Here is an 18543-nt window from a genome sequence, read left to right on the forward strand (position 1 = left end):
CACAAGTATTCGCTGCATCGTCGCAGCTCTTACGGCGAGCCTAGTCTTTTAGTTTCCGCCTTGCTGTGGAAGAAAATACAGAGGTTTTCGACTTTTGCTGGGCGGGTGCACAAACGAGTTCGGCGATGGCCCGCCGAAGCCGAGAATCAGGTGCGACCTCCAGCAACAGTGAGCCTCCGAGCAGCGCCGCATCCGCCGCCGCTCCGTCGTCCGGCAGGAAGGCTTTGATTTCCCATGCAGGACCATAGCGCGCCCAAGCGTCCTGCAGTTGCCGCTCAGGAGCCCGGCCCACGGATGAGGAGCGCACCTTATTTATCACGACGACGGGCGCGGCCTGCGGCACCGCAGCGTCAAGCTCCGCAAGGCCGCGGACCAGCCGTGGCACTCCGACAGGATCCGCGGCGCCAACGGCGTAAACGGTGTCGGCGAGCTCAAGGGAACGCAGGGTGGCCGCGTTCCGCCGGGGAGCCATCGTGTCAAAACTCAGTTCCTCGTCAGCTTCGAGGCAGAAGCCAGTATCCACCACAACAACCTCGGCAATCTGCCTCGCACGCTCAAGCACCAAGGCAAGGGCCGATGCCCGGAGTTCGGTCCAGCGGTCCGCACGGGTGATGCCGGTGAGCACACGGAAGGAGCCCAGTTTAGTGGCAACGGGAGTGGCCACTTTCTTCAAGGCCTCCGTATCCAGCAGGCCCTGGTCGGCGAGCCTGCACGCTTGAGCGAGGCCGGCGGACTCATCCATGAGACCCAGCACCGCCGCTATGCTCGCCCCATAACTGTCGGCGTCCACAAGGAGGACCGTTTTTCCTTGAGCGGCCAGTTCACCGGCGATATTGGCCGCAAGGGTTGTCCGGCCCGGCGATCCTGCCGGCCCCCAGACAGCGATGATTCGCCCTGGCCCGGGCTCTTCGGGACCCTTCCCCGTGCCCGCTTCAACGGGGGTGAGGGCCGCGCCAGGATCGGCCGGGGAGCTGCGGGGTGCTCCCGGGGGAACGCCCCCGGCGAGGAGGGCCACCGCCTCGGCGATCCTGTCCGAGAGCACCGCGGATTCCACCCCGGTCAAAGCTGAAGCCACTCCTATCCCCCGCAGTCTGGAAGCTTCCTCTACCGAGTCTGTCAGTGCGATGACGGCCACGCCCACGGCCCCAAGCCGGTCTACAAGGGAGGCGGTGAGATCCTCGGAGCCGTCGGCCACTACCGCGGCCCGCGCCAGCCCGCTTTGGCACGCTGCCAGCAGTTCGGTGAGTTCTTCGCATCTCCGCACTACTGTCACCGGTCCATGCAGGCGCTCCAGCCCGCCGACCAGGTCCTCGCGGCTCTGCCCGACGGTGATGACGGGAATATTCATCGAGTTCCGCCGCCTGGGTTCCAAACCACGGAAATTTTCGCTTCGTTGGCCTGTGCACCCAGCAGGGCGGGCATCTGGGCGTCTTCGACGAGCACCATCAGGACGGTGGTCCGGGAGGATCCGAGGGCAGCGGCACCTTCGGCGACCTCCGCTATCTCGGCGCCGGGGAGAAGAAGCTTCGGTTCGCTGAATCCATTCCGCGCGTCGGGCTGCGCGATCCAAACGTCTACCCTGGCGCCCGGGACCGCTTGGGCAGGCAGCGTCTCTTCGATCGTCAGGGCAACCGGCTTGCGGTCAAGTTCGTCCACTGCGCCGAGGCTGGCCCGCGGAACGAGTTGGTCCTTGCCGATCCTTTGCACGGCGACGACGCCCTCCGGCAACCCCGACTCGGCTGTGATGTACTGGGACTCAACCTCACCGAGCCTGACCTTGGCCCGGATTACATTGCCGGACGTGAGCTTTTCGCCCACCGCGATGCCGTCCCTGGCGGCGTAAACCTCCGTGGTCCGGTCCGCGCTGTCCACCAGGAAAATGACGCCCGCCACAGATGCCAGCACCAGGAGGACACCAACCAGCAGGCGGGGATCCTTCCAGGAAGGCTGTTTCAGCCTGGCCGCCGTGACAGATGACTCAGGAACCATTACCTTTTCTCCCCCCAAATGTGCTTCGGGAACTCCACGATGTGCCCCGACTCCCCATTGTTGCGGCAGGGGCCCAGGAACAAAAGTCATAAATTCAAACAAGATCAAATTGTGGATAACGCCAGCAAAACATATCCAGCGGTGGCAAAATGGACGTATGCCCAGGTTTCTTACGCTTGCAGATGTCGCGGAACAGCTCCAGATCAATTCCCCGGCTGCTTACGCCCTGGTGCGCAGCGGCGAGCTCAAAGCTATCCAGGTTGGCGGAAGGGGCCAGTGGCGGGTGGAGGAAAAGATGCTTGAGCAGTACATCGAGGAACGCTACGCCGAAGCAAGCCGGATGATCCAGGAGTCCAGGTCCAAGTCAGTCTGACTCCTGCCCCGCGCTTATTTCCCGCCCGGGACGGCAGCATACTGAAGCTCACCCGGCTGTCCGGAGCGACCGGATGGCTGCCAGGGCAGTAAAGGGAATGGTGGCAACCTGACTGACCTGATGGTTACGCCGCACCTCACCCGGGTTGAGGACGGCGAGGTCAAGATAGTCCTTTCCGACACGGTCAATGACCCCTGCCAGCCGCACAGATCCCGAAGCATTCCCGACCAGGACTGACAGTTCCGCCCGGTCCCTGGCCATGCAGCGCAAAGCATGGGAAAGCCCCAATCGCTTGCGGACCCGGGATGTTTCGGTGGCCGAGAGCCTGCCCAGTCCCACGTAACGTGCTGCGGCTGCATAAGGAATGAGAATCTGGTGCTGTTCTTCGTGCAGGACCAGCGCATCTCCGCCGGCATGCATCAGCGTGCCTGTAAACGACTCTGCTGACATCAGGTAGACGGTAAGCCGGCAGCCCAGCACGCCGCGCAGCCGGTCCGCCAGCTCCAGGCCGACCATCTCCGCCCTTGCCCGCTCATTGACCTCCGCGTTGAGGGCCAGCCGGTCCCCCTCAGCGAATTGGCTTTCCAGGTCATTGAAGAGTGCATCCCAGCGCATTTGGCCAGCGTAGGGCCCCAGTACCGCCGGGTCAACGCACCGGACTTTTTCTCTCCAACGTCTGGACAAAGAAAGATAAAGGAGTGCAAACTGAGTCCAGTTGCATCAAATGCTACCAAACCACATCAAATAACTGGGAACGTGATGACAAAGCAAGCTGGAGCAAATACGTGGACGGATGCCATAAGCGCTGCGGCCATCCTGCTGCTTGGTGTACTGCTCTTTGTTCTCGGTGCCGGGTTACTTGAGCAATGGCAGCAGTCCTCGGCCCGTCGCCAGGGACTTCGCGCGGAGGACCTGCTGGGAGCAGCCGCAGCCATCAGCGGAGCAGTCCTGGTGGGTTGGTGGTTTCTGTCCCTGCTTCTGGCCGGAGCCACAACAGTTCTGGACCGGATGGGCAAGCTTCGCGCCGCAGCACTAACCCGGAGGTTGTCGCCGGCATTTATGCAGCGGCTTGTTCTTGCTGCCCTTTCAGTCCAGCTCGTGGCCGGGCCTGCCGCGCAGGCAGAGACCGCCGGTCCGGGACCGGAGTGGGCGCCCAGCCAAGAGCATGTTTCCTCTGCCCCCGCGGATCCAGGAAACGGAACCGGCTCACCCAGCCCCGCCGATCATGCATATGCCACCGACCCGGCGATGGCTCGTCCACCGCTTAAGGAAGCCCCGAAAGACAACGCAGCTCCCCCGTCCATGCCCGAGCCGGGCTGGCAGCCGGCCGCCCCGGTGGTCAGCCCAGGGTTTCTGGCGGCTCCTGCGGCGCGCAGCGCCAATGACGGCGGAACGGCAGCCGCGTCCGTGACGGTCCTCGCCGGGGACACGTTGTGGGACATCGCCGCATCCGCCAAGGGGCCGGGAGCAACTGATGTTGAGATCGCCATGGAGTGGCCCCGATGGTTCGAGGCAAACCGTGCCCTCATCGGCCAGAACCCCGATGTGTTGCTTCCGGGACAAATTCTTCAGCCGCCGTCCGCGGCATAACTACTGGCCGGGCTCCCAAGTCTCCCGGCCGCTAATTAAGGGGAAAGCAATGACTGCAGTGACACCGATCAGGGCCGGCCAGCGACCTGGCAGGGCGAAGAATCCCCCTCCCCGCCGTGTCGTGCCGGCTCCTGCGGGTGATTCAGCACCAACACAAGCCGGAACTCCTGGAGGATTGCGGCCCGTTGATGAGCTGTCCGAGGTGCGTGCCATCACCCGGGGCACGGTCCAGGCAGCAATGGAGGTGCTCGCGGGAATCCGCCCCGTCCACCAGCTGGCCCGCCGGCTCGACCCGCGGTGCCTGTCGGCGCTGCAGCACCGCGCCTGCCTGATTAGACGGGAAGTGGGCCGGACGAACAATCCCGCACTGGCACGGCTGCACAGGAATTCCACTGTCCGCTCGGTCCGCGTTTGCGAGGTGGCTGATGGGATTTACGAGGCCAGCGCAGTGGTGGTGGACGACGTCCGTGCCCGGGCTGTGGCCGTCCGGCTGGAGCGGAGCAAGCAGGTATGGCGCGTCACTGAGCTTGTCATTGGCTGAGGGACCGGCATCCGGGGAGCGGTACCGGAACCGCAGTGAAACTGGAGCAGGCCCCGGAAATTTGAACTGGTTCCCGAAAGTTGGACTCGTTAATGTGCGCTGTCGGCGTGTCCCGGGACGGGCGGTCCGGGCACAGACCCGGGCTGTCCGATGCCGAGCTGCTCTGCCCGGTGGCGCCGGCGCCTCTTGTCAGAGAAGCTCGGGGCGAGGACCACCTACCCGCAGATAGTGCTTGGAGCCGCGCAAGCGAGGCGCTGCCCGGCGTGAAGGAGCAGCGGCGAAACCGGACATAGCCAACCTGCTCGAGTCAGCCTTGTGGAACGGCACGCCTCCGGTGGGCTGGTGGCATCTGCACTTGCCCTGTCCCGCTCCCGGGCCACTGCTGACCGGGACGGTGCGACGTAAGTGGGATCCTGATGAGCACCAGCCGTGGTGGGGAATCACCCGAGTTTCCGGTCCAGGTTGTAGGCGGCGCTTATCAGCGCCAGATGCGTGAAGGCCTGGGGAAAGTTGCCCAGCTGTTCACCTGTCGGCCCGATTTCCTCCGCATACAACCCCACGTGGTTTGCATAGGTGAGCATCTTTTCAAAGGCAAACCTGGCCTCGTCGAGCCGGCCGGCCCGTGCCTGCGCCTCCACCCACCAGAAGGAGCACATCGAGAAGGTCGCCTCCCTGCCCGCAAGCCCGTCCGGAGATGCTTCGGCGTTGTAGCGGTAGACGAGGCTGTCGGATACGAGCTCCGCAGTAATGGCGTCGAGGGTCGATATCCAGCGGGGGTCGGTGGGCGCAAGGAACTTGCACAGCGGCATGAGCAGCAGGGACGCGTCCAGAACCTGCGAGTCATAATGCTGGGCGAAAGCCCGGCGGGCAGGGTTCCAGCCGCGCTCCATGATCTGCCCGTAGATGGTATCCCGGACACCCATCCATCGCTGGATGTCCGCGGGCAGGCCGCGCTGGCGGGCGATGCGGATCGCACGTTCGAGGGCCACCCAGCTCATCAAGCGCGAATAGGTGTAGTTTTGGCGGCCGGCACGCGTCTCCCAGATCCCTTCGTCAGGCTGGTCCCAGTGGTCGATCAGCCACTCGAGATTGCGGGTCAGTTGCACCCAGCCGTCGTGATAAAGGGGCCGCCCGTATTTGTTGCAGAGGTATACGGAGTCCATCAGTTCGCCATAAATGTCCAGCTGGAGCTGGGTTGCCGCTCCGTTGCCGATCCTGACAGGAGCCGATGCCATGTATCCCTCCCAGTGCGGGAGTTCTTCCTCTGCAAGGTGCTCCCGCCCGTCAATGCCGTACAGGACCTGCAAAGGCCCTGATTCACGCTCTTCCGTATACCGGAAGCGCCCTTCCAGCCATTGCATAAAGGCCACTGCCTCGTCCGTAAATCCAATTCGGAGCAGCGCGTAAACGGAAAACGCGGCATCGCGCATCCAGGTGTAGCGGTAGTCCCAGTTGCGGGAGCCACCCACCACCTCCGGCAGGCTCGTGGTGGGGGCAGCCACCATGGCGCCGGTCGGTGCGTAGGTCAGCAGTTTCAGTGTGAGTGCCGAACGATTCACCATCTCCCGCCACCGCCCAGTGTAGGTTGAGCGGCTCAGCCACTGCCGCCAGAAGGCCACAGTTGCATCAAACTCGCCGGCGACCCAGGCATCGGAATGCACTGCCGGCCCTTCGCCCTGTTCCACCTGCTCGAGAACGAACGTGGACGTCTCCCCCGCGTGGAGCTCGATCCGGCCGCGTACGTCACGGTGCCCGACAACCTCGAGCGGGCATGGTGCCCAGAGCCCGAGCGACAAGCCAGGAGAACTGAAGACAACTCCGTTCTCAGTGACCGTGACGTCGTGGTCCGCACGGCCATAGTCGAAGCGGGGAGACACCTCGACGACGAAGCGTACGTGCCCGCGCACGGCGACTATCCTGCGGATCATCTGATGCCGGTGCGCCGCCCGGCCAGCTTGCGGCGGGGGCATGAAGTCCTGGACTTCCCCCACGCCGTCGGGCATCAGGAAGCGCGTGATGAGAATGTTGGTGTCCGGCAGGTAGAGCTGTTTGGACGTCCAGCCGCCTTGCTCAGGGGCGATGCGGAACAGTCCGCCCTTGTCGGCGTCCAAGATAGCGCCAAAGACGCTGGGAGAATCAAACCGGGGACAGCAGTACCAATCGACGGTCCCGTCCGTACCGATTAAAGCCGCGGAGTGCAGGTCACCGATGAGGCCGTGCTCCGCAATGGGCAGGTACCGGGCTCGGGGCGGTCGCCCCGAGTGACCGCCACCGGCGTTGTCGGTCATCAGGCAGTGCCCTGCGCGCCTTCCGGCACCAGCACCAGCTTGCCCTGCTCCGCCGAATGCTCAAGGAGCTCGTGCGCGTGCCGGGCCTCGGTAAGCGGCAGGCGCCCGGCCACAATCGGGTGGATTTGCCCGCGGCGAAGCAGGTCGAGCAGTGCGCGGAAGTCTTCCCGGTACCATTCCGGAACCCGGGGTCCTCCTCCCACGGCCAGCGGTGGGGCTGGCTCATGCACTTTCTGAACACGGTAGGCGAGGACGTGACGGCGGGGCGAAAGCAGGCCCCGGACGGCGACGGCCGCCGTCGCAACATACCACTTGAACCACCCCCACCGGCTCTTGCGCCCATGGGACAGCGTCTGGTAATGACCGAACACAACAAGTCTGCCGCCGGGACGCAGCGCGCGGAACGAGCGGACCGACAGCGGGCCCCCGATCCCGTCCAGCACCACATCCACTCCTCTTCCCGGGAGGGCACGCACGCGAGCCAGGAAGTCCTCGCTCTGGTAGTCGATGGCTACCGCGCCGAGCTTCTCGACTGTCGCGCGGTCCTTGGCGGAGGCAGTGCCGTAAAGCTGGAGTCCGGCCACCGCGCCAAGTTCAAGGACGGCGACACCCACTCTGCCGGCCGCTCCATGCACCAGTACAGTCTCACCCCGCTGCGCTTTCGCCACCCGGTGGAGCGCCTGATAGGCAGTCATGTAGGGCAGGACGAGGCAGACAACCTCTGCAGGGTCGAGGTCCTCGGGCACCTCCACTGCCTCTGCCTCAGGCACACAAACGCGTTCCGCATAGGCGCCCCAGACTGTCAATGCAGCAACTCGGTCCCCCACATGGAGCCGGGAGCAGCCGGCGCCGAGTTCCTCCACGACACCCACGAGTTCATAACCGGGGGTAAACGGCGGCTTTGGGACATGGAAGTAGGTACCGGCGCGTAGTAGCGAATCTGTGAAAGACACACCGGCGGCCAACACCCTGACAGCGACCTCGCCGGGTGCAGGCTGAGGCTCCTGGTCCTCCACCACTTTAATGACCTCCGGGCCACCGAATTGCTCGACAACGACGCGCTTCATAGGGTCAGCCTGAGGCAACTCGGCTAGCTGAAATAGAGTCTTTCTACCCAGTGAAGAGGAGGAGACGGGGAACTGGAGAAGTCTCAGTGCTCATCTTCAGGTGCTAATCTCACTACCGGTCCTGCGGGGCGCAGCCGGCACGCCCACGCCGACCTCCCCGGCGCTCACGCCCAGCTTCAGACCTACCTCCGCGAACGACCCATGGCGGTCCGGTTCTGCGTCTTCACGCTCGCTTCCGGCGGATCCGAAGCGAAATCCGGAACGCCGTTCACCCCTTCAACCACTTCTCGCCATGGAATGCCGACGCCGACGGCATTCCCGTCGGCAGCACTTAAACATGAAACTGCTCCCCGTAAGTCAGGACCGAATTTTCGGTCCAACTTTCGGGGAGCAGTTCCTTATCCTTTCGCCAGCTTACCCAGCGTGCGGTCAGCGCTTCTTCTTCTTTGCAGGACGCTTCGCGGCATCTTGAGCTGCTGCCTTGGCCGGGTTTCCGGAACGGCCGGACTGCCGCGTCTCCACCCTGGTCTGCGTTCCGCCGCTTTCGCTTGGGGCGGTGTACTGCAGCTGGGCCGGCTGCGCCGGCGCTTCCAGGCCGGCAGCCCGCACCTGGGGCTCAACGTGCTCCGTGTGCCCGCCCAGGGCGTCCGCAACAACGACATCCTGGGCAGGGGTGACTTCCACTTCAAGGTTGAAGAGGAACCCTACGCTTTCCTCGCGGATGGCTTCCATCATGCTCTGGAACATGGCGAAGCCCTCACGCTGGTACTCAACGAGTGGGTCGCGCTGGGCCATGGCACGCAGGCCGATGCCTTCCTTGAGGTAATCCATCTCATAAAGGTGTTCCTGCCATTTACGCCCGATGACTGACAGGACTACCCGGCGCTCCAGCTCGCGCATGCTCTCGGAGCCGATCGTCTCTTCCCGGGCCTGGTAGACCAGACGGGCGTCGGACAGCAACTCTTCCTTCAGCATCTCCACGGTGAGCCTGGACTTTCCGCCGGCTTCCTCGATGATCTCCTCCGGGGTGACACTGACCGGGTACAGCGTTTTAAGGTTGGTCCAGAGCTGGTGCAACTCCCAGTCGTCGCCGTTGCCTTCCGCCGTCGCTGCGTCGATGAGCGCGGTGATGCTGTCCTCCACGAAGAACTGCACCTTTTCGTGCAGGTCGTCGCCCTCGAGGATCCGCCGACGGTCACTGTAGATGGCCTCGCGCTGGCGGTTGAGGACGTCGTCGTACTTCAGGACGTTCTTACGCTGCTCGGCGTTGCGGCCCTCCACCTGGCCCTGGGCCGAAGCGATCGCACGCGAGACAAGCTTGGACTCCAGTGCGACATCGTCCGGCACGGAGCTGTTCATCAAGCGTTCCGCGGCGCCGGAGTTGAAGAGGCGCATGAGGTCGTCGGTAAGCGAAAGATAGAACCTGGACTCGCCCGGGTCGCCCTGGCGGCCGGAACGGCCGCGGAGCTGGTTGTCGATGCGGCGGGATTCGTGCCGTTCGGTGCCCAGCACGTACAGGCCGCCCAAGTTCAGTACTTCCTCGTGTTCGTCCTTGACGGACTGCTTTGCAGCTTCGAGGGCTCCAGGCCAGGCAGACTCGTACTCCTCCGAGTTCTCTTCCGGGTCGAGGCCGCGCTTCGCCAACTCGGCCACGGCAGTGAATTCGGCGTTGCCGCCGAGCATGATATCGGTACCGCGGCCGGCCATGTTGGTGGCAACAGTGACTGCGCCCTTGCGGCCTGCCTGGGCCACGATGGCAGCTTCCCGCGCATGGTTCTTCGCGTTCAGGACCTCGTGGCGGATTCCTTCCTTGGCAAGGAGCCGGGACAGGTATTCGCTCTTCTCGACACTGGTGGTACCCACGAGCACCGGCTGGCCTTTTTCGTGCCGCTCGGCGATGTCCTTGACCACGGCGTCGAACTTGACGGTCTCGTTCTTGAAAACGAGGTCCGCCTGGTCGATCCGCTGCATGTCCCGGTTGGTGGGGATGGGCACCACTCCGAGCTTGTAGGTGCCCATAAATTCCGCTGCTTCGGTCTCGGCAGTACCGGTCATGCCGGAGAGCTTGTTGTACATACGGAAGTAATTCTGCAGCGTCACCGTGGCCAGGGTCTGGTTCTCGGCCTTGATCTCAACGCCTTCTTTGGCCTCGATGGCCTGGTGCATGCCCTCGTTGTAGCGCCGGCCGGCGAGGATACGTCCCGTATGCTCGTCAACGATCAGGACCTCGCCGTCGAGGATGACGTAGTCCTTGTCCCGCTTGAACAGTTCCTTGGCCTTGATGGCGTTGTTGAGGAACCCGATCAGTGGCGTGTTGGCGGATTCGTACAGGTTCTGGATCCCGAGGTAGTCCTCAACCTTTTCGATGCCGCTTTCCAGGACGCCGACCGTGCGCTTTTTCTCGTCGACCTCGTAGTCCTTTTCAACCTGGAGCCGCAGGACAACCTTCGCGAATTCGCTGTACCAACGGTTGGTGTCGCCCTGGGCCGGCCCGGAAATGATCAGCGGTGTGCGTGCCTCGTCAATGAGGATGGAGTCCACTTCGTCAACAATGGCGAAGTGGTGCCCGCGCTGGACCAGTTCGGCTTTGTCCCACGCCATGTTGTCGCGGAGGTAGTCGAAACCGAATTCATTGTTGGTGCCGTACGTGATGTCGGCGGCGTACTGCTGGCGCCGGACGGAGGGATCCTGGTTTGAAAGGATGCAGCCGCTGGTAAGGCCAAGGAAACGGTACACGCGGCCCATGAGGTCGGACTGGTATTCAGCCAGGTAGTCGTTCACCGTGACGACGTGGACACCGTTGCCGGTGAGCGCATTGAGGTAGGCAGGAGCAGTTGCCACCAGCGTCTTGCCTTCACCGGTCTTCATTTCCGCGATGTTGCCCAGGTGCAGTGCGGCGCCACCCATCAGCTGGACATCGAAGTGGCGCATGCCCAAGGTGCGTGAGGATGCTTCCCGGACTGCGGCAAAGGCCTCCGGAAGCAGGTCGTCAAGCTTCTCGCCGTCCTGGTGGCGTTCACGCAGCCGGTCCGTTTCCTCGCGGAGTTCGGCATCGGTGAAGGTCTTGAACGAATCTTCCAAGGCATTGATGGAGTCGGCATAGTTCCGCAGTTGCCGGAGGGTTTTTTTGTCACCCGTGCGGAGAAGTTTTTCGATAAGTGATGCCACGTGAAGATGCTCCCAGTCTTTGCCGCCGAATTCTGGCGTTTTTAGTCTACGGGAGAGACACCGGACCGCTACTTGTTTTCCCTCAGAGCGGAGAACGGCCTATCCGCGGCCCACAGCCTGGGCGAGCTCCCCGGCGAGATCGCCCCGCGGGCAGACTTCCACGCCCGGCAGGCCCAGCCAGTCGGCCATCAACCGAAGCTCCGCGGCGAGTTCGACGGCGGTGTCCAGCGGGGCGCCAGGCTCGGCAAAGGCGGACCTGGCAAGCAGTTTCCCGCCTCCGCGGTCAGCTTTCAGGTCCACCCGCGCCACGATCCGGTCGCGCAGGAGGAAGGGAAGGACGTAGTATCCGTACCGCCTTTTGTGTTCCGGCGTGTAGATCTCGATCCGGTAGTGGAAGCCGAACAGTTCCTCAAGCCGGCGCCGTTCAAAGACCAGGGAGTCGAACGGGCTCAGCAGGGCCCGGCCTGTCGCACTCCGTGGCAGCCTGGCCTCAGCGTGCAGGAACAGTTCACGGTTCCACCCCACCACAGTGACAGGCTCCAGCCTGCCGGACTCCACCAGATGCTGCACTGATGCCGCCGCGGCCTTGACGGGGGTGCGGAAGTAGTCGGCGAAACACCGCACGGTGCCGATGCCGTGGGCTTGCGCGGCAGCATCGATCAACCGGTGAAGGGCCGGTACGGGGTCGCGTTGACCTGGTTCCGCAACGTGCAGATCGGGAAGCACCCGCGTGGTGAGCGTATACCGCCGCTCAAACTGCTCGGTCCTGGAAGCCGCCGAAACAAGGCCCTCCTCGAAGAGGTGCTCCAGTACCCGCTTGACCGCGCTCCAGTTCCAGCCCCAGTTCGCGTTCTGCTTTTCCTCGGCATGGCCGATCCTGTCCGCAATCTGGGCGGCGGTCAGAGGCCGTGCCGTCGCGAGCGTTTCCATGATCCTGGCGGAGATGGTGGCGCGCAGGGCGGGGTCCATGCTGTGGGCGCCAACCCAGGAACGTTTCTGCCACAGGCGGAGATCGGCGAAGTGCTGGGGCCGGATGTAGCTGGCTTCGTGGGCCCAGTACTCCACCATGCGCCGCGGGTGGCTGGCTGACATCCGCTGGAGGATGCTGCGGTCGTAGTTGCCGAGCCGGGAGAAGAAAGGGAGGAAGTGGCTGCGGGCGAGGACGTTGACGGAATCGATCTGGACAAGCTGGAGCCGGGCAAAGGTCCGGCCCACCGTCCGTGATGTCACGGGGCCGGTGGGCCGTCCTTTGTTGAGTCCTTGTGCTGCCAAAGCGATCCGCCGGGCCTGGTCCAGGCTCAGCGTCGGCACGTCAGTCCTCTCTGTGGATGGTGTTTACCACCCTAGGCGTTGGCTGCTGCGTCGTCAGAACGGTACGCGAGAATTTTTTCTTCAACCAAGGTCTCGCCCGGTTCGCATTCGTGGTCCAGGGTGATAACCCCGTAGGTCCAACCGCGGCGCCGGTATACGACAGACGGTGTATTCGTGGCCTTATCGACGAAAAGGTAGAAATCGTGGCCGACAAGTTCCATGTTGTCCACGGCATCGTCGAGCGAAAGCGAGGCGGCCGGGAAGACCTTGCGCCGGATCAGGACCGGGGAATTGCCGGCCGGAATGTCGTTATCGACGTCATAGGGAGACTTCTCTGCGGGGGCCGGGGCAACTTCGTCGCGATGGCTCGCCTCGACATAAATCGGTTCGTGGGCGCTGGCTGGTTCCAGCGCGGCGGTGGCTTCGCGGACAGCTTTTGGTGTGTGGCGTCCGTGATGGACCTTCTTGCGGTCCTTGGCGCGGCGGAGGCGCTCGAGCAGCTTATTGTATGCGAGGTCGAAAGCAGCGAACTTGTCAGCGGCACTTGCTTCGGCACGGATCACCGGTCCCCTGCCCAGCACTGTCACTTCGACAGTCAGCTGGTCGCCGGTTTGCCGTGAGTTGGTCTCCTTTGAAACTTTCGCATCGACTCGCTGGACCTTGTCCCCCAGCGACTCAATTTTCGAGATCTTCTCCCCGGCATATTCGCGGAACCGGTCTGAAACTGTCAGATTTCGTCCGCTGATCATAAACTCCATGGTGCCCTCCAAATGACTTCGGTGACACGACGGCAGCACTTCGCTGGGCCGATCTGTTTGACAGTCAAGCCCCTTTCCGAGCTGCCATCGACAGGTACATTCTGTTCTTGGTACCCACCACCGACGTTAGTTCATAGCCATCCGTTATTCATCCTTTCCTGGTTTATTTTTTTCTAAGTCATGCCCCTCTCCGCGGGCTTCAGCGGATGCGGGGCCGGAGCCTGCAGAGTCCGGTGGCCGTGTCGCGGCGAGGACCACCGCGCCGATCACGACGGCGCCTGCCAGGTGCAGCGCCCGGGCCGCTTCCGAGAGTGTCGCGCCGGTGGTGAGGACGTCGTCGACAATGATGCAGCGGCGTCCGGCCAGCCCTTTCCGCGCACGCCGGTGGACACGCATGGACCCCCGCACGCGCCGGGCACGGCCGCCGCGGTCCAAGCCTTTTTGGCCTCCGGGCAGCTGCAGAACACCGGTTCTGCTCTTTTCCAGCACGTTCGCCACGGGAAGTTCCGGCAGCTGCCGTGACACCGTCCGCAAGAGCAGGTGGACGGGGCTGAAGCCACGCTTCAGGAACGCGGCGTTGCTGGTGGGCACGGGGACCAGGCAGACCCCCTCCGTGCCGTCCGTTGCTGCGCGGACGGCAGCGGCGAGCGCCCGGCCCAGGCTGTTCCCGAGCTGGTGTTGGCCGTGCCGTTTGAAAGAAAGGAGGGCCTGTGCCAGTTCCTCCCTGTAGACGCTGGCAGCCACCACCGGCAACAACACCGTCCCACCGACGTCCATCAGGGCAGGAGCTCCTTGCTCGGCCCGGAAGGGCTTGTGCGTCAGCCGGCGGATGTTGCGGCCGCACGGAATGCATAGCGCCCGGTCTTCTGCTCCGCAGCACACGCAATCCACTGGAACCGCCAGGGCGAGAAGATCCCCGGCTGCGCCCGCGGCCTGGTCCGCCAGGCGGAGTAACGCGTTCTGGTGATCGGACCGGTGCCTGGCAGGCCGCTCCGGCGACGGGACGAGGTCCGGATCGGCCCGGACAATCCTTGGCGCCCGCGCCCTAAATCTGTTGCTCACGGGGTCAAGCATCTGCCCGGCCGCCCCTTGGGGACACACCATCAAACGCCTATGTGGACAGGATCGACAAAGAAGTCCAGGTTCAGCCGGGGAACGACGGGTCGAGGGGTCCCTTGATCTGCGGCGACCAGCCGTTGCCCAGCCGCTGGAAGACCCCCTCCGCCGACTGGGCGTAGATTTCCTCCGGGCCGTTGCCCGCGCTGAGGGCCACGAGCCCCGGCCATGGGGCCAGCTGCTGCGGCTGACCCGACGTAAGCGAGAGCAGCTCCGGTGTGACGTTCGAACCCGCGCCCCCCTTCATCACTGCAACGGTGGTATCGCTGACCCACACCCCCTGGTCCGGCCCGCTTTCGATGGCCAGGCTAATGGGTGGTGTGAGCTCGCGGGGCGTCCCGTCGACGCCCCTGATGATGCCGGTTACCTGCACACGGGTCTTGCCGTTTTGTTCGGAAATCACCAGCGCGCGGACTCCCTCACGAGAGATCCGAAAGTCCTTGACCGTCCGCCCTGCCAGCCAGGCCGGCGTCAGCGTGACCGCGGGTACAGTGGCCCCCTCCGCCACGCCGGCGGGCCGGAACGCAACAACTTCAGTTCCCCCCGCGGCTCCCGGTCCCGCTGACCACAGCCAGCCGTTAAGGCCGAAGGAGGGGCGGGTCAGGGCGCTTCGTGTGGTCAGCGCCCTTGCAGGTTGGCCGGGATTGATGCTGTACAGGGTGGTCCGGCTGTCGTTGAGGAAGGCTGCGGTCTGCGATACCGGCGATTCTGCGGGGAACCGCGGTGTGAGCGAGGACACCGGCTGCATGTCCGGCAGCGGCGAAATCCTGTTGTTCTCATACCGGACCAGCTCGTTGCCGCTCACCGCAATCTGGTGTGACGGCACGCTCCTGTCCACTACCGGCGGCAGGACCGAGCCGTTGTCCTCGACGCGGACCAGGTCCTGGTTGGCGCGCAGCTCAACGTTAACTACGTCCGGCTGGCTGCGGAAGGTCAATGTCAGCTGCATCTGCATCCGCAGCCGGTCTTCGGGGGAAGTTTCAGTCAGTTCCTTGGCGGTCAGGTCCACTTGCGCCGCCCCGGAGACAACTGGCACCGATTCCCGGGCCAGTTTGATGCCTGAGGGAAAGGCGCTGGCCACGGCGCCGCGGAGGTATGGCGCAGGCCCTGCGAGCAGCGCACTGGTCATCGCCTTTACGGTCTTGTTCTTGATAAACCAGCGCACGTCCGGGACCGCGTACGTAAACGTGGGGTCGTAGAAGTAGATGGGGTACGCGCCGTAGATCACCTTAAACGTTTCTTCGGCGATGGCTGTCCCGTCCGGGAGGGCAGAAATCCGCCATTCCCCGTCCACTTTGGTGACAGTGACGGGGATTTTTTCGATGGTCCCCTCCGGCGACTGGGTTGCTATCCCGTCAGCATCGACGGTGTAGGCGACGTCGAGTTCGTAGTTGTAGACATTCTCGGCCTCGCCGGCGACTACCTTGGCTTCCCGGTAAACGAGGGCACGCTGGTCCGGCTTCCACGAGACGGAGGAAGCTTGCGTCAAATACTGGCGCGCGACAGCGTAGTCGTCCTCATAGCCGCTGCCGGCACGGTAGAAGTAGTCGATGATCGTTTCCGGTGACGCGCCGGGCTGCGGCGCTGCCGGCAGGAATACCGGTGCACTGAGGTTCCCCGCGCTGCTCTCACTGCTCTTGCCCACCGGCCCGGCGGTGGGAATCCGGGCGCAGCCGGTCAGCAGGGCGAGCAGGACCACCAGCAATGAAGCCGCCAGCCTGGCCCGGGGCATGGTGCGGCCCGTCATGGGGTCTCCTTCGAGCCTGAGGCCGGAGCAAGTGGAGTGCCGGCCTCAAGGACCAGCATGTTCCTGTTATCTGTTTCGCCAGGGATGGTGATGTCCTCCGGTTCCAGCTGTACGGGCGACTTGTCGATCTCTTCCCCCTGGCGCAGGGGCAGCGTCAGCCGGAAGTTCGCACCGCTGCCCTTTTTGCCCCACGCCTGCAGCCACCCGTTGTGGAGCTTGGTGTCCTCCATCGCAATGGAGAGCCCGAGGCCGCTGCCTCCGGTGGTGCGGGCGCGGGCAGGGTCTGCCCGCCAGAATCTGTCGAAGACGCGTGCTGCCTCGGCCGGAGTCATGCCGATCCCGTGGTCCCGGACGGCGATCCCGACGGCGGTCTGGCTGGCTGCCACTGTGACCGTCACCGGCTTCCCTTCTCCGTGTTCCACGGCGTTGAGTATGAGGTTCCGCAGGATGCGGTCGATCCTTCGGGCGTCCATGTCGGCGATGATGGCATCGGCGGGGGCGCGGAGTATGATCTCGGAGCCGTATTCGGCGGCGACGGGCGCTGCGCCTTCGATCACATGGGCCACCACCTGCAAAATGTCTTCCGGCTCGGCGTCGAGCACGGCAACGCCGGCGTCGAAGCGGGAGATTTCCAGCAGGTCCGAAAGAAGGGACTGGAACCGCTCCACCTGGTTATACAGGAGTTCTGCAGAACGCTTGTTGATGGGGTCAAAATCATCCCGCGCGTCGTACAGCACTTCGGCGGCCATGCGGACGGTGGTCAGCGGTGTCCTCAGTTCATGCGAGACGTCGGACACGAAGCGCTGCTGCATCTGGGACAGCGTGGCCAGCTGGGTGATCTGCTCCTGGAGGCTGGCTGCCATGTGGTTAAAGGAGGCACCAAGGCGTGCCACCTCGTCCTCACCCCGGACCACCATCCGCTCCTGCAACTGGCCGGAGGCGAGTTTTTCGGAGACCATCGCGGCGTGGCTGACCGGGCTGACCACATTGTGTGTGACGTACCAGGCGATGGCGCCGATCATCAGCACCAGCACCGCGCCGCCGGCCCACAGGACGCTTTGAATTTCGTTGAGGGTCTGCTGCGCGGTGTTGAGGTCGTAGATCAGGTACAGCTCGTAAACCGTGCCGTTGAACGTCACCTTGTTACCGACGGCGATACCCGGACGGTCCTCGGTGCCTACCGGGATGACGGTTGAGGCCCAGTACTGGTCCTTCCCGGATTCCTGGACGGCCTTGCGCAGTTCCGGCGGGATAACGCTGACAGTGAGCTGGTCTGAAGCCCGTGATTCCACCCAGCGGTTCCGCGGCTTCGTCTGTTCAGGCATGGCCTCAAAGACGTATCTCCGCTGAATCACGGAGCCGCGGCCCTCCACGGCATTAAGTGTGTCGTACACCAGGGTGATGACGCTGGACTGGTCGGTGACCTGGGCGCCGTCGAAGGTGTCCTGCACCTGCTTGACGTTGTAGCGTGTCTCGGACTCCGCCTGGGTCAGCCGCTCCTGGAAGAGGTTGTTGGCGATCTGGTTCGAAAGATAGGCGCCCACCACGGCAAAGGAGGTGACGGCCAGGAGCAGGGTGGTAAGGACCGTGCGGAACTGCAGCGACCGGCGCCACCGCTGCTGCAGCGCCCGCCCTATATAGCGGAGAGCCGGGAGGAATTTTCGGAACCCGGTCCACACCAGGCGGGCGACGCGCAGGCTGACAATCAGGGCACGGCGTTGCCAGATCCTGGCCAGGAAGGAAAGCCGCTGCAAGCCTGCAGTGCGGGCACCGGTATGTTCCGGAGCATTGTGATGTTCAGGCCGGCGGGGCGCCCCTGCGGGTTCGGCAGGACTTCCCGTGGCGGGCTCGTTTCCAGGTCCCCCGTGGGGAACTGCGGGGTCAGGCCCCTGCTTTGTAGCCGACACCACGCACCGTTAGGACAACTTCCGGAGCTTCCGGGTCCTGCTCGATTTTGGACCGGAGGCGCTGGACATGGACATTGACGAGCCGCGTGTCGGCGGCGTGGCGGTAGCCCCAGACCTGCTCAAGAAGCAGCTCACGCGTGAACACCTGCCACGGTTTACGGGCAAGGGCCACCAGGAGATCGAATTCCAGGGGCGTCAGGGAAATCCGCTCGTTGCCCCGGCTCACCGTGTGACCCGCGACGTCGATGGTAACGTCGGCGATCTTAAGGGTTTCGGGCGCCTTCTGGTCCCCTGGACGCAGCCGGGCGCGGACGCGAGCCACGAGTTCGGCGGGTTTGAACGGCTTGGGCACGTAGTCGTCGGCGCCGGATTCAAGCCCGCGGACGACGTCGGATGTGTCCGACTTGGCCGTCAGCATCACGATGGGCACGTCCGACTCAGCGCGGATCTGCCGGCAGACCTCGATGCCATCCACTCCGGGAAGCATAAGGTCCAACAGGACAAGGTCCGGCCTGGATGAACGGAAAACGTCGAGCGCCTTGGCGCCATCACCGCAGAAGACTGGTTCGAAGCCGTCATTGCGAAGAACAATTCCGATCATTTCGGCCAGCGCTTCGTCATCGTCTACCACCAGAATGCGTGCCTTCATAGTTATATATTCCCTTATCAGGCAGGCTTTGTCCTGTTC

The 18543-nt window shown here is 63.9% G+C and carries 15 protein-coding genes; 3 read left to right on the forward strand and 12 right to left on the reverse strand.

The features are described from left to right. Positions 1-40 precede the first annotated feature (40 nt). Positions 41-1348: an AAA family ATPase gene (locus tag FBY31_RS06215; protein WP_142038197.1), complete on the reverse strand. Its 1308-nt coding sequence runs from the start codon at positions 1346-1348 to the stop codon at positions 41-43. After that, on the reverse strand, positions 1345-1989 hold the full coding sequence (locus FBY31_RS06220; RefSeq protein ID WP_142038199.1) for a hypothetical protein: 645 nt from the start codon (positions 1987-1989) through the stop codon (positions 1345-1347). Before FBY31_RS06220 ends, FBY31_RS06215 begins: the two co-directional genes overlap by 4 nt. A 157-nt stretch (positions 1990-2146) precedes the next feature. Here FBY31_RS06220 and FBY31_RS06225 point away from each other — a divergent pair, with 157 nt between their 5' ends. Then, positions 2147-2362 (forward strand): helix-turn-helix domain-containing protein, encoded by a 216-nt coding sequence (locus FBY31_RS06225; protein WP_018768505.1) that lies wholly within the window; start codon positions 2147-2149, stop codon positions 2360-2362. A gap of 48 nt (positions 2363-2410) precedes the next feature. Here the strand turns inward: FBY31_RS06225 and FBY31_RS06230 are convergent, their stop codons facing one another. Further along, positions 2411-2977, reverse strand: a complete 567-nt coding sequence (locus FBY31_RS06230; RefSeq protein WP_142038202.1) for a hypothetical protein — start codon at positions 2975-2977, stop codon at positions 2411-2413. Positions 2978-3121: 144 nt separating this feature from the next. On the opposite strand from FBY31_RS06230, the gene FBY31_RS06235 reads away from it, so the two are divergent. Further along, complete coding sequence (locus FBY31_RS06235) at positions 3122-3952, forward strand: LysM peptidoglycan-binding domain-containing protein (RefSeq protein ID WP_142038205.1); 831 nt, start codon at positions 3122-3124, stop codon at positions 3950-3952. A gap of 49 nt (positions 3953-4001) precedes the next feature. Then, on the forward strand, positions 4002-4493 hold the full coding sequence (locus FBY31_RS22990; protein WP_200833322.1) for an Rv3235 family protein: 492 nt from the start codon (positions 4002-4004) through the stop codon (positions 4491-4493). A 440-nt stretch (positions 4494-4933) separates the two neighbouring features. On the opposite strand, the gene FBY31_RS06245 is transcribed toward FBY31_RS22990, so the two are convergent. The 9 genes from FBY31_RS06245 to mtrA all read right to left on the reverse strand — a co-directional run bounded on the left by FBY31_RS06245 (position 4934) and on the right by mtrA (position 18504). Continuing rightward, entirely contained in the window at positions 4934-6781 is a 1848-nt protein-coding gene (locus FBY31_RS06245; RefSeq protein WP_142038208.1) for a glycoside hydrolase family 15 protein, read from the reverse strand. Beyond that, the gene (locus FBY31_RS06250; RefSeq protein WP_142038210.1) at positions 6781-7848 is read right to left on the reverse strand and encodes a medium chain dehydrogenase/reductase family protein; all 1068 of its coding nucleotides are present in this window, start codon (positions 7846-7848) and stop codon (positions 6781-6783) included. Before FBY31_RS06250 ends, FBY31_RS06245 begins: the two co-directional genes overlap by 1 nt. 429 nt (positions 7849-8277) lie before the next feature. Next, a complete protein-coding gene (gene secA / locus FBY31_RS06255; protein WP_142038213.1) occupies positions 8278-11016 on the reverse strand; it encodes a preprotein translocase subunit SecA in 2739 nt (912 codons plus the stop codon). A gap of 99 nt (positions 11017-11115) precedes the next feature. Continuing rightward, complete coding sequence (locus FBY31_RS06260; protein ID WP_142038215.1) at positions 11116-12327, reverse strand: winged helix-turn-helix domain-containing protein; 1212 nt, start codon at positions 12325-12327, stop codon at positions 11116-11118. Positions 12328-12359: 32 nt separating this feature from the next. Further along, entirely contained in the window at positions 12360-13085 is a 726-nt protein-coding gene (gene hpf, locus FBY31_RS06265; RefSeq protein WP_142038218.1) for a ribosome hibernation-promoting factor, HPF/YfiA family, read from the reverse strand. 144 nt (positions 13086-13229) lie between these two features. Beyond that, on the reverse strand, positions 13230-14147 hold the full coding sequence (locus FBY31_RS06270; RefSeq protein ID WP_235012947.1) for a ComF family protein: 918 nt from the start codon (positions 14145-14147) through the stop codon (positions 13230-13232). A gap of 82 nt (positions 14148-14229) precedes the next feature. Next, positions 14230-15948, reverse strand: a complete 1719-nt coding sequence (locus tag FBY31_RS06275) for an LpqB family beta-propeller domain-containing protein (protein ID WP_142038223.1) — start codon at positions 15946-15948, stop codon at positions 14230-14232. Continuing rightward, entirely contained in the window at positions 15945-17702 is a 1758-nt protein-coding gene (gene mtrB, locus FBY31_RS06280) for an MtrAB system histidine kinase MtrB (RefSeq protein ID WP_235012948.1), read from the reverse strand. Before mtrB ends, FBY31_RS06275 begins: the two co-directional genes overlap by 4 nt. 127 nt (positions 17703-17829) lie before the next feature. Continuing rightward, positions 17830-18504 (reverse strand): MtrAB system response regulator MtrA, encoded by a 675-nt coding sequence (gene mtrA / locus FBY31_RS06285; RefSeq protein ID WP_142038226.1) that lies wholly within the window; start codon positions 18502-18504, stop codon positions 17830-17832. Between the last annotated feature and the right edge of the window lie 39 nt (positions 18505-18543).

It is taken from the genome of Arthrobacter sp. SLBN-100, from assembly GCF_006715305.1.
Lineage (GTDB): Bacteria > Actinomycetota > Actinomycetes > Actinomycetales > Micrococcaceae > Arthrobacter.